Genomic DNA, 11,462 nt, shown 5'->3' with positions numbered 1-11,462 from the left:
GTGATCCACCTCACGCAGCACAAGTCGCAGATATAGCCGCAGAGGACGTACCAATGACTACCAGCATCGATGCTGACACAAGCCAGACTCCGCCGCCCAAACCCAAGGCGAAGCGGGACAAGACCCACTGGCTGTACATCGCCGTGATCATCGCAGTAGTCGCCGGCGTCATTGTCGGTCTGCTGTGGAAGGAAGTCGGCGTCGACCTGGCGGTACTCGGCACATTGTTCGTCAGTTTGATCAAGATGATGATCAGCCCGGTCATCTTCTGCACCATCGTCCTCGGCATCGGATCGGTGCGAGCCGCAGCCAGCGTCGGCAAGGTCGGCGGACTGGCGCTTGCCTACTTCCTCACTATGTCGACCATCGCCCTTGGTATCGGCATGGTCGTCGGCAACCTCATCCAGCCAGGCAGCGGCCTCAACATCCCGGCCAGTGGCGCAGGTGACAAGTACGCGGCCACCGCGGAGGGCGCGGGCGGCACGATGGACTTCATCGCCGGCATCATTCCGGAGACGCTCCTGTCCTCGCTGACCGAAGGCTCGGTGCTGCAAACTCTGTTCGTAGCAATCCTCGTCGGCTTCGCGCTGCAAGCGATGGGCAAGCAGGGCGAAGGCATCCTCAAGGGCATCGGTGCAGTGCAGAAACTCGTCTTCCGTATCCTCACGATGATCCTCTGGCTCGCCCCGATCGGTGCCTTCGGAGCCATCGCAGGCGTCGTCGGCGCAACCGGATTCGATGCCGTCATCCAGCTCGGCACCCTGATGTTGGCGTTCTACATCACCTGCGCCATCTTCGTCTTCGGCTTCCTCGGCCTGATTCTTCGCTTCGTCGCAGGCTTCTCGATCTTCAAGCTGGTCAAATACCTGGCCCGCGAATACCTGCTGATCGTCGCGACCAGCTCCTCCGAGTCGGCGCTGCCGCGGCTGATCGCCAAGATGGAGCATGTCGGTGTCGAGCGCACCACCGTCGGAATCGTTGTCCCGACCGGATATTCGTTCAACCTGGACGGAACCGCCATCTACCTGACGATGGCGTCGATCTTCATCGCCGACGCCATGAACCTGCCGCTGTCGATCCCCGAGCAGTTCTCGTTGCTGCTCTTCATGATCATCGCCAGCAAGGGCGCCGCAGGCGTCTCCGGTGCCGGTCTGGCCACGCTCGCCGGCGGCCTACAGAGCCACCGCCCCGAGTTGCTCGACGGAATCGGCCTCATCGTCGGAATCGACCGCTTCATGTCCGAAGCTCGTGCTGTGACCAACTTCTCCGGCAACGCCGTCGCCACCCTGCTGGTCGGCACGTGGACCAAGACGATCGATGCATCCCGCGTCAAAACAGTTCTCGACGGCAACTTGCCGTTCGACGAGACCACCATGGTCGACGATCACCTTCCGGAGGACGACAAGCGCGTAGAGCGCGTCGAACTCGAGAAGGCCTCGGCCAGGGTCTGATACCTGCCGGGCGCCGCGCACCCCCCGTCGCCCGGTTCGGAAATGAAGAGAACGACCCTCACCGAGGGTCGTTCTCTTTTCATATGGTCGGTTCCCCTTCCCGCGATAACCACAGGTAAGTTCGTCGTCATGACTGAAGTTCAGAACATCGGGATCAACACGCTGGGCGGCGCGCCCACCACGCTCGATGAGTACGCAGGCCGAGCAGTGTTGGTGGTGAACGTCGCATCCAAGTGCGGCCTGACCCCTCAATACTCCACCCTCGAAAAGATGGCCACCGAGTACGCGGCGCAGGGCTTGTCGGTCATCGGCATTCCCTGCAACCAGTTCGGTGGACAGGAACCCGGCACAGCCGAAGAGATCGAATCGTTCTGCTCCACCACCTACGGAGTCACCTTCCCGATGTTCGAGAAGGTCGATGTCAACGGCGAAAATCGGCATCCGCTCTACGCCGAGCTCACCAAAACCGAAGACGCAGAGGGCACGGCAGGCGACATCCAGTGGAACTTCGAGAAGTTCCTGATCTCGCCCGACGGCGTCGTCACCAACCGGTTCCGTCCCCGCACCGAACCCGATGCACCCGAAGTTCTCGCAGCGATCGACAAGATCCTGCCGAAAGAGACCATCGCCGTTTAGACACGGTCAATGCTGATGTCGAGCCTCGTTCACCCTGGTGCGCGAGGCTCGAGTCATGTCTGGAGCACTGATCGTTTCGGTAAGTGGAATCAGAGACGACACCCGTGACCACGCAGCGGAATTCGCCCGTGAACTCGACTCGCGATCGGTGCCACTGTCGTTGCTCGTCGCGCCCCGGTTGAAGGACAAGTACCGGCTGGCGAAGGATTCGGCTACCCAGCAATGGCTTCGGGGCCGACGCGAGAGCGGGGATGCCATCGTCCTGCACGGCTACGATCAGGCGGCAACCAAGCGTCGCCGCGCCGAGTTCGCCTCCCTGCCGCGTCACGAGGCTCGGCTGCGACTGATGGCTGCCGATCGAGTCATGGAAGAGACCGGCTTGCGGACAAGGGTTTTCGCGCCGCCCCGGTGGCTCGCCTCGCCTGGCGCGGTATCGGCATTGCCGGATGCCGGATTTCGGATGATCGCCGGTATCAATGCAATTCGAGACCTGGAGACGGGTACCACAGCGCGTGGACGAGTTCTCGGCATCGGGGAAGGCATGAAGGCCGAACCGTGGTGGTGCAGGGCGCTCGTGATCGGTGCGGGCCGCGCAGCTCGACGTGACGGCCTGGTGCGATTGGCCGTCAGTGCTCAGCAACTCGGGTCCAGCGGGCCGCGCCGGGCGATGCTCGACGCGATCGACCTCGCGCTCTACAGCGGGGCGGTGCCTGGCGTCTACGAGCACGTGCGGCCGGTTCGCCGAGCCGCATAGCCGTCAGTGGTGTATCCCTTGGGTGTAACGGACCATTCGGTTCGCAGGATGTAACCCCCGACTGTGCACCCGACATTGCAGGTGGCGACATGAAACGGCTTCTTCTCGTAGCGATCAGCGTCATGGCCTTTGTGGCGTGCGGAAATTCCGAGGGCGGAAATGCGACGGCAGCCCCGGAATCCTCTGCAGCACCTGGACAGCAGAATGTGCCGCAGACCTTCGTGCCCTCGTCTGGGTCTCTCCCGCCCATCATCGAGGATCGCCCGCCCGGTACGAGAACGGAAGTGGTTCCGCGCGCCGAGGCGGCCCCGGCTACGCGTACGCCCGGTTCGCAATCTCCCGTCTGCTTGGATCTTGCCTCGACGACAGTGACCGATGCTCTCGCCTCACTGCCGCAGTACTTCGACGGCGTTCCGTGGGTAGCAACGCAGATCGGTGACCCGTGTGCGTCGTTCACCTGGGTTCGCGCCGATACGTCCGGCGGCACCGCCAGCTCGCCGGTGCAGGTGTTGTTCTTCGCCGACGGCGACTACCTCGGCACCGGAACGTCCGAGCCGTACGCCTTCACATTCGTCGACTCACAGTCCGTCGACACCATCACCGTCGGGTACCGCTGGCCCGTCGGTGACGATGCCAACGCCAACCCGACGGGCGGTCCCGCCTTGATTCGCTATCAGTGGGACGGGTCCTCGGTGACCATGCTGGACGCGCTCCCCGTCGAGGTGACGGGGTCCTAGAGCTCGATCGAACCTTCCTCCGGGAACGTCCGGAATTCGGTGTTCTCGTCGGCCAACTCCTTGTAGCGCCCGTAGTAGATCCCGCGGGCCTGCTCGGCGATGATGGCCTGGTGGATCGGGAAGGCCGTGCGGGGCGCGACTGCGCGTAGGAAGTCGACGGTTTCGGAGAGCTTCATCCACGGCGCCGCGGCTGGGAGCGCGAGGATGTCCACCTTCTGCTCGGGGACGAACAGTGAATCGCCCGGATGCAACAACTGGGACGGATTCTCGGGAGTTCCGAGGAGATAACCCGTGTTGTCGATCACCGGTAGGTCCGGGTGAATCACCGCATGAGTGCCGCCGACTCCTGTCACCTGGATGCCGCCGACACCGAACACATCCCCCGGGTGCGTCGCCGTCCAGCGTTCGCCGAGCTGCGACGCCGTCATCGGGTCGGCGTAGAGCGCTGCCCGCGGATTGCCTTGCACCAATGCCGGCAGACGCTCGAGGTCCACGTGATCAGGGTGCTGGTGGGTGATCAGGATGGCGTCGAGACCGGTGATGCCGTCGAATCCGTGGGAAAAGTTGCCGGGATCGAAGAGGACGGTCGTTCCGTTCAGTTCGACGAGGAGGCAGGAATGTCCGAAGTGAGTCAGCCGCATCACCCCACAGTAAACGCAGTGTCATCCGCACGGCAGTGCCTGCGTAGACTCTCACCTGCCGGTACCTATATCTCGAGGAGCTTTCACGTGGCCCGTGTTGTTGTCGACGTCATGCCCAAGACCGAAATTCTCGACCCGCAGGGTCAGGCCATTACAGGCGCTCTGGGGCGTCTAGGGATCGCAGGTGTGTCCGATGTGCGTCAGGGCAAGCGTTTCGAGCTCGAGGTCGACGACAGTGTCGACGACGCCGAGCTGGAAAAGATCGCCGAATCGCTGCTCTCGAACACGGTCATCGAGGACTGGAAAGTGACCCGTCTCGCATGAGCACTCGCATCGGTGTCATCACCTTTCCTGGAACTCTCGACGACGTCGACGCCTCCCGCGCGGTGACGTTGGCAGGCGGCGAGGCCGTCAGCTTGTGGCACGCGGACGCCGACCTGAAGAACGTCGACGCGGTCGTCGTTCCGGGCGGCTTCTCCTACGGTGACTATCTGCGCGCCGGCGCCATCGCCCGGTTCGCACCCGTCATGGAATCCGTCGTCAAGGCAGCAGAAGGCGGCATGCCCGTCCTCGGTATCTGCAACGGTTTTCAGATTCTCTGCGAGGCCGGGCTGCTGCCAGGCGCTCTGACGCGTAACGAGGATCTGCACTTCGTGTGCCGCGACCAGTGGCTGAAGGTGGAGAACAGCAACACCGCATGGTCCTCGCGCTACGAGGCCGGCGCCGAGATCCTCATCCCCGTCAAGAACGCCGAAGGTCGATTCCAGGCCTCCGAAGAGGTTCTCGACGAGCTCGAGGGCGAAGGCCGGGTCGTGTTCCGCTACAGCGGTTCCAACCCTAACGGTTCGCAACGCGCAATCGCCGGTATCTCCTCGGCCAACGGTCGCATCGTCGGACTCATGCCGCATCCCGAGCACGCCACCGAGCCCCTCACCGGCCCGAGCGACGACGGTCTGGGCATCTTCTACTCGGCGCTCGACGCGATCGTCTCGGCCTGACCTGCTCGACTGCCACAATGGTCCCCATGTCGACTCAAGCGTCCGCTGCCGGTCTGTGCAACTTCATCGACGTCTCACCATCGCCCTTCCACGTGTGTCGAACAGTGGCAGTGCAATTGGAGGAGGTCGGCTTCGTTCGGGTCGAAGAGACCGAAGGATGGCCGACCGCTGAGGGCAGGTACTACCTGATCCGCGGTGGTTCGCTGGTGGCGTGGAGCACCGAGAGCGAATCTCGTGATTCCGGTCGTTCCGCAGGCTCCACTCCTGATTCCGGTCGTTCCGCAGGCTCCACTCCTGATTCCGGTCGTTCCGCAGGCTCCACTCCTGGCCCGTTCCGCATCGTCGGCGGCCATACCGACAGCCCCAACCTGCGGGTCAAGCAGCATCCGGACCTCGAGTCGGCAGGCTGGCAGATGGTCGGGCTCGAACCGTACGGCGGGGCTTGGCTCAACTCCTGGCTCGACCGCGACCTCGGGATATCCGGCCGCCTCAGCGTCCGTGACGGCAACGCCCTACGCGAGGTACTGGTGAAGGTGGACGAGCCGATCCTGCGTGTCCCGCAGTTGGCTATCCACCTGTCCGAGGACCGCAAGGGCGTCACACTCGATCCGCAGCGCCACGTCAACGCGATCTGGGGGATCGGACGCTCACCACGGTCCTTTCTCTCCTACGTCGCCGAACGCGAGGGAGTGGACCCATCGGCTGTGCTCGGCTGGGAACTCATGACACACGACCTGGCTCCGAGCGCAATCGTCGGCGTCGAATCCGAACTCGTCAGCGCGCCGCGCCTGGACAACCAGGGCACCTGTTACGCCGGAACACAGGCCTTGATCGCCGCAGTGGAGAACCCCACGAACGTCACCCCGGTGTTGGCGCTCTTCGACCACGAAGAGGTCGGCAGCATGTCGGACCGCGGAGCATTCTCCGATCTGCTGAACACCGTGCTCGAGCGAATCGTGCTCGGCCGCGGCGGCGGACGCGAGCAGTTCTTGCGGACGATGGCCGGATCTATTTGTGCCTCAGGCGATATGGCGCACGCGACGCACCCGAACTACCCGGACCGACACGAGCCCGCGCACCGCATCGAGCTCGGCGGCGGGCCGGTGCTCAAGGTGAATCAAAATCTGCGGTACGCAACGGATTCCGTGGGCGCCGGGGCTTTCGCGTTGGCCTGCGATCAAGCCGGGGTGACTATGCAACGCTACGTTCACCGCGCCGATCTGCCGTGCGGATCGACCATCGGACCGATCACCGCGTCTCGAACGGGGATCTCCACCGTCGACGTCGGGGCGGCGCAGTTGGCGATGCACTCGGCGCGCGAGCTGATGGGTGCAGCCGACGTCTCCGCCTACGCTGCTGCGCTCGCTGCGTTCCTCGCTCCAGCTCAGTAAGCGAACACCTTTTTTCCGAGGCAGACCCCCGCGCTGTTCGGCTAGCGCTGGGGTGCGCTCGGGAAAAAGGGTGCGCGCTTTTGAGCGCGCGAACACTGCGAGCCGCTCCCACAACACTTGCGCCCGGCCCCGCCCGATAGACTTCAGCTGGCATTTCGCTCCAAGAAGGGACCCCACTCCTCGTGTCCGTCGATACAGTGACAACCGCAGCCGCCACACCCGATGTAGAGCAGCCGTACAAAGAGCTCGGACTCAAGGAAGACGAGTACGTCCGAATCAAGGAAATACTCGGCCGTCGCCCCACCGATGCCGAGCTTGCGATGTACTCGGTCATGTGGAGCGAGCACTGCTCGTACAAGTCCTCCAAGGTGCACCTGAAGTACTTCGGGGAGACCACCACGGACGAGATGCGCACCTCGATGCTTGCGGGCATCGGCGAGAATGCAGGCGTCGTCGACGTCGGTGACGGCTGGGCCGTCACGTTCAAGGTCGAGAGCCACAACCACCCGTCGTACGTCGAGCCCTATCAGGGCGCCGCGACAGGCGTGGGCGGCATCGTCCGCGACATCATGGCCATGGGTGCGCGTCCCATCGCCGTCATGGATCAATTGCGATTCGGTGCCGCTGATGCACCGGACACTCGTCGCGTGCTGAGCGGCATCGTCTCGGGAGTCGGTGGATACGGAAACTCCCTCGGCCTCCCCAACATCGGCGGAGAGACGGTGTTCGACGCCTCCTACGCCGGTAACCCGCTGCTCAATGCTCTGTGTGCCGGTGTCATGCGGGTAGAGGACATGCATCTCGCGTTCGCATCGGGGCTGGGCAACAAGATCATTTTGTTCGGCGCGCGTACCGGTCTCGACGGCATCGGTGGCGTTTCCGTTCTCGCCTCGGAGACCTTCGACGGCGACGAGACCGACGGCAAGCGCAAGAAGCTTCCGGCGGTTCAGGTGGGCGACCCGTTCGCCGAGAAGGTCCTCATCGAGGCGTGCCTGGAACTGTATGCAGGCAAACTCGTCGTCGGCATCCAGGATCTCGGCGGTGCCGGATTGTCTTGTGCCACTTCTGAACTTGCGTCCGCAGGCAGTGGGGGAATGTCCATCGAGCTGGAGAAGGTGCCGATGCGCGCCACCGGCATGACCCCCGCCGAGGTGCTCTCGAGCGAGTCGCAGGAGCGCATGTGCGCTGTCGTGACTCCGGACAATGTCGATGCGTTCATGGCGGTCTGCAAGAAGTGGGATGTGTTGGCCACCGTCATCGGCGAGGTAACCGACGGCGACCACCTCGAGATCACCTGGCATGGCGAAACCGTCGTCGATGTTCCGCCGAAGACGGTCGCCCACGATGGCCCGGTCTACAACCGTCCGGTGCAGCGTCCAGCGCATCAGGACGCACTGATCGCGAACACGACTGCGTCGCTGAAGCGTCCGGAAACGCCGGATGAATTGAAGGCAACTTTGCTGAAGATGATTGCCTCGCCGCAGCTCTGCAGCCGTAAGTTCATCACCGAGCAGTACGACCGCTACGTTCGCGGCAACACCGTGCTGGCGGAGAACGCCGATTCCGGAATGATCCGCATCGACGAGAAGACGGGTCGCGGTATCGCGCTCGCTACCGATGCATCGGGCCGCTACACCGCGCTCGATCCATATCAGGGTGCTCAGCTGGCTCTTGCCGAGGCATTTCGCAACGTCGCCGTCACCGGTGCGACTCCCAAGGCCGTCACCAACTGCCTCAACTTCGGTTCCCCCGAAGACCCGGGCGTCATGTGGCAGTTCCAGCAGGCCGTCCGCGGTCTCGCCGACGGCTGCGTCACTCTCGGTATCCCCGTTACCGGCGGAAATGTCAGCTTCTACAACCAGACCGGCTCCGAGCCGATCCTGCCGACGCCAGTGGTGGGCGTCCTCGGCGTGATCGACGACGTGCACCGACGCATCCCGACGGGCCTCGGTCTCGAGCCCGGCGAAACGTTGATCCTGCTCGGTGAGACGCACGACGAGCTGGACGGTTCCATCTGGTCACAGGTCGAGCACGATCATCTCGGTGGCGTCCCGCCGAAGGTCGATCTCGCGCGGGAGCAGTTGCTGGCGGACATCCTTCTCGCCGGTTCGCGCGACGGCATGGTCACCGCCGCCCACGATCTGTCCGAGGGTGGACTGGCTCAGGCCGTCGTAGAGGCCGCCTTGGCCGGTGAAACCGGATGCCGCATTCTGCTCCCCGAGGGTGCGGATCCTTTCGTGGCGCTGTTCTCGGAGTCTTCGGGTCGTGTTCTCGTCGCGGTCCCGCGCACCGAGGAGACTCGTTTTTCCAACATGTGCACCGCTCGTCGGCTGCCGTGGACGCGCATCGGCGTTGTCGACGAGGGCTCCGACGAGATCGAGGTTCAGGGTCAGTTCTCGGTCCCGATGACCGAGCTGCGAGAAGTATTCGAGGGCACTCTTCCCCGACTCTTCGGGTAGGGCCGTGACGCGGGGCGAGGTATCGGAGGACGCGACGGAGGTCGTGAGCACAGTCGAGCGAGAACATGCTCACTACCTCCGCATTCCCGTCGAGTTCTCGATGCCTTCCCCGCTCGCGCATCCCTTTCTCATGTGGCTTTGGAGTCTGCCGAAGCTCGACTTCACCGGCCTCGCCTTCAGTGCACTGTTCTTCTGCTGGTCGCTGACGCCGTCGCTCCTGCCCCGAGATTGGTTGTTCCAGGGCCTCATCGGGGGAATCAATTCGGCGATCGGTTACGGGTTCGGTGTCGCCGTCGGATGGCTGGTACTCCGAGTGTTTCTGCGGCCACGTTCGTGGTGGCCGCTGCGGCCACGAGCCGAGCTGGGCCTGAAGATCTTCGTCCCGATCGCTGCAGTCCTCGCTTCGCTCGTGATGCTCGCCTACTCCGCAGGCTGGCAACGCGAACTAGCTGCACTGATGGACGCCGAGGGAACCACGACGACCGGTTACTTGCGGACCGGGGCTCTGAGTATCGCCACGGCCGCTTTGTTGATCTCGGCGATTCGGGTCCTCCGTGACTTCGTTCGACTCGTAGTCCGACAGATCAACAAGTTGATCAAGATGCCGCGCGAGGTCGCCAACGTCATCGGTGTGGTGTTGGTCGTCGTTCTCGTCGTCACGCTCGTTCAAGGCGTGCTGCTTCGGGCGGTGTCCGACGTGACGAACTCGATCTTCAGTCTCCAGAACGACGACACTCGCGACGGCCTAATGCAGCCCACGCGGCCGGAGCGATCCGGAAGTCCGCAGTCCGCCGCGTCGTGGGACTCACTCGGATTCGAAGGCCGAAACTTTGTCTCCAGCGGCATGAACGCCGGCGAGTTGACCCAAGCGCTCGGACGGAACGCAATGGAGCCGATCCGCGCATACGCCGGACTGGAATCCGCCGACAACCAGGACGAGCGGCTCGACCTCGTCGTCGACGAACTCGAAAGAACCGGCGCCTTCCAACGTAGCGCCCTGGTCGTCGTACCCACGACGGGGACGGGCTGGGTCAATCCGACAGCCATCGAAGCAGCCGAATTGATGTTCGACGGCAACGTGGCCACGGTGGCCGCGCAATACTCCTATCTTCCGAGCTGGATTTCTTTTCTTGCCGAACGAGAAATCGCATCGGAGGCAGGCAAGGCACTCATCGACAAGGTTCACGAGCGCTGGCTGCAAGAGCCGGAGGCCACGCGCCCCAAGTTCTACGTCTACGGCGAAAGCCTCGGCACCAATGCCGGCGAGGGTGCGTTCGACGGTCTGGCCGACATCCGTGACACGACCGACGGCGTGCTGTGGGTGGGACCGCCGAACTCCAATCGCCTCTGGAGTCAATTCGTGGATCGACGCGACCCGGGCAGCCCGGAAGTGCTTCCGGTCTACTCGGACGGTCTGGTGCTGCGCTTCGCCGACAACTCGGGAGCGATACCGCCCGTGGGTCAACCCTGGTACGGCCCGCGGGTGCTCTACGTACAGCACGCGTCGGATCCCGTCGTCTGGTGGTCGCCGGACCTACTGTTCGAGCGGCCGGACTGGCTGTCCGAGGCACCCGGGCCCGATCGACTGCCCGATATGCGGTGGTTCCCGATCGTCACGTTCTGGCAGGTGGCAGCGGACCTGACCAATGCCGCAGGCGTCCCGGACGGTCACGGACACAATTACGGAACGCTGGTCCTCGACGGGTGGGTATCGATCGCCGCCCCCGATGGGTGGACCGCCGCCGACACCGAACGTGTGCGAGCCGTCATGGACGCATACAAGGGCAAGGACGGCCCGGAAAAGTGATCCGCGGGATTGTGCTCGGCGCGGTGACCACGGGCTGGAGTGCTTGGGTGTTGCCGCGGTTGGCGTTGTCCGACCGGCACAATGCCCTCGCGAATCTCTCGTTCGGAGTCGGCACAGCCGTCCTCGTCCGCACGCTCGGCATCCGCCCCGCAGGCCCGCGGCGTTCGTCCTGGCGTTCGGGGCTCGCCTGGGGAGCCGCGGCCGGCGCTGTGCCGGTGGTAAGCGCAGTCGTCATCGCGGCCCGACCGTCGTGGCTGGAGCGCGTGCGTCCATCCGACAACGACCTCGCCGAGTGGATCCTGTTTCGCATTCCGTTCGGAACCGTCACGTGCGAGGAACTTGTCTTCCGAAGCGTGTTCGACGCAGTATCACCCGCACTGTCGCCAATGTTCTTCGGGCTGTGGCACATTCATCCGGCACGTACAGCAGGCGATTCGGTGGTCGGCACCGTGATCGGAACCGCGGCCGCGGGGGTCATGTTCTCGTGGCTACGGCGGCGCAGCGGCAGCGTCCTCGCCCCTGCGCTGCTGCATCTGTCGGTCAACGTCAGTGGGGCGGTTCTGGCTGGAACTAGGCCGCTGTAACTAG

At 64.0% G+C, this 11,462-nt stretch carries 11 protein-coding genes; 10 read left to right on the top strand and 1 reads right to left on the bottom strand.

Annotation, left to right across the window (positions count from 1 at the left end):
- Positions 1-53: 53 nt before the first annotated feature.
- The 4 genes from E5720_RS06385 (at position 54) to E5720_RS06370 (ending at position 3,578) form a co-directional block, all read left to right on the top strand.
- Positions 54-1,451 (top strand): cation:dicarboxylase symporter family transporter, encoded by a 1,398-nt coding sequence (locus tag E5720_RS06385; RefSeq protein WP_136169949.1) that lies wholly within the window; start codon positions 54-56, stop codon positions 1,449-1,451.
- Positions 1,452-1,580: 129 nt separating this feature from the next.
- Complete coding sequence (locus E5720_RS06380) at positions 1,581-2,087, top strand: glutathione peroxidase (RefSeq protein ID WP_136169948.1); 507 nt, start codon at positions 1,581-1,583, stop codon at positions 2,085-2,087.
- Between the two features lie 55 nt (positions 2,088-2,142).
- A complete protein-coding gene (locus E5720_RS06375; protein ID WP_136169947.1) occupies positions 2,143-2,841 on the top strand; it encodes a DUF2334 domain-containing protein in 699 nt (232 codons plus the stop codon).
- An 89-nt stretch (positions 2,842-2,930) separates the two neighbouring features.
- Positions 2,931-3,578, top strand: a complete 648-nt coding sequence (locus E5720_RS06370) for an LppP/LprE family lipoprotein (protein WP_136169946.1) — start codon at positions 2,931-2,933, stop codon at positions 3,576-3,578.
- Here E5720_RS06370 and E5720_RS06365 read toward each other — a convergent pair.
- Positions 3,575-4,219, bottom strand: coding sequence for an MBL fold metallo-hydrolase (locus tag E5720_RS06365; RefSeq protein WP_136169945.1), 645 nt, complete (start codon positions 4,217-4,219; stop codon positions 3,575-3,577). The two genes, E5720_RS06370 and E5720_RS06365, sit on opposite strands and share 4 nt — an antisense overlap.
- 87 nt (positions 4,220-4,306) lie before the next feature.
- Here E5720_RS06365 and purS point away from each other — a divergent pair, with 87 nt between their 5' ends.
- The 6 genes from purS (at position 4,307) to E5720_RS06335 (ending at position 11,458) form a co-directional block, all read left to right on the top strand.
- On the top strand, positions 4,307-4,543 hold the full coding sequence (purS, locus tag E5720_RS06360) for a phosphoribosylformylglycinamidine synthase subunit PurS (RefSeq protein ID WP_136169944.1): 237 nt from the start codon (positions 4,307-4,309) through the stop codon (positions 4,541-4,543).
- Positions 4,540-5,217 (top strand): phosphoribosylformylglycinamidine synthase subunit PurQ, encoded by a 678-nt coding sequence (purQ, locus tag E5720_RS06355; protein ID WP_136169943.1) that lies wholly within the window; start codon positions 4,540-4,542, stop codon positions 5,215-5,217. The genes purS and purQ overlap by 4 nt, the downstream gene beginning before the upstream one ends.
- A 17-nt stretch (positions 5,218-5,234) precedes the next feature.
- Positions 5,235-6,608 carry a M18 family aminopeptidase gene (locus tag E5720_RS06350; RefSeq protein ID WP_136169942.1) on the top strand — a complete coding sequence of 458 codons (1,374 nt, stop codon included), beginning with the start codon at positions 5,235-5,237 and terminating at the stop codon, positions 6,606-6,608.
- A gap of 182 nt (positions 6,609-6,790) precedes the next feature.
- Entirely contained in the window at positions 6,791-9,067 is a 2,277-nt protein-coding gene (gene purL / locus E5720_RS06345; protein WP_136169941.1) for a phosphoribosylformylglycinamidine synthase subunit PurL, read from the top strand.
- 100 nt (positions 9,068-9,167) lie between these two features.
- Entirely contained in the window at positions 9,168-10,874 is a 1,707-nt protein-coding gene (locus tag E5720_RS06340) for an alpha/beta hydrolase (protein WP_210730026.1), read from the top strand.
- Positions 10,871-11,458, top strand: a complete 588-nt coding sequence (locus tag E5720_RS06335; RefSeq protein WP_247596187.1) for a CPBP family intramembrane glutamic endopeptidase — start codon at positions 10,871-10,873, stop codon at positions 11,456-11,458. Before E5720_RS06340 ends, E5720_RS06335 begins: the two co-directional genes overlap by 4 nt.
- Positions 11,459-11,462 lie beyond the last annotated feature (4 nt).

Origin of the sequence: Rhodococcus sp. PAMC28707, from assembly GCF_004795915.1 — a bacterium.
In the GTDB taxonomy this organism is placed as follows: domain Bacteria; phylum Actinomycetota; class Actinomycetes; order Mycobacteriales; family Mycobacteriaceae; genus Rhodococcoides.
This window is presented reverse-complemented; position numbering and strand designations above follow the sequence as displayed.

Coding starts and splice junctions, on each gene's coding strand:
- E5720_RS06365 (WP_136169945.1), bottom strand. CDS start 4,219: ATGCGGCTGACTCACTTCGGACATTCCTGCCTCCTCGTCGAACTGAAC.
- E5720_RS06375 (WP_136169947.1), top strand. CDS start 2,143: ATGTCTGGAGCACTGATCGTTTCGGTAAGTGGAATCAGAGACGACACC.
- E5720_RS06340 (WP_210730026.1), top strand. CDS start 9,168: ATGCCTTCCCCGCTCGCGCATCCCTTTCTCATGTGGCTTTGGAGTCTG.
- E5720_RS06380 (WP_136169948.1), top strand. CDS start 1,581: ATGACTGAAGTTCAGAACATCGGGATCAACACGCTGGGCGGCGCGCCC.
- E5720_RS06370 (WP_136169946.1), top strand. CDS start 2,931: ATGAAACGGCTTCTTCTCGTAGCGATCAGCGTCATGGCCTTTGTGGCG.
- purQ (WP_136169943.1), top strand. CDS start 4,540: ATGAGCACTCGCATCGGTGTCATCACCTTTCCTGGAACTCTCGACGAC.
- E5720_RS06385 (WP_136169949.1), top strand. CDS start 54: ATGACTACCAGCATCGATGCTGACACAAGCCAGACTCCGCCGCCCAAA.
- E5720_RS06350 (WP_136169942.1), top strand. CDS start 5,235: ATGGTCCCCATGTCGACTCAAGCGTCCGCTGCCGGTCTGTGCAACTTC.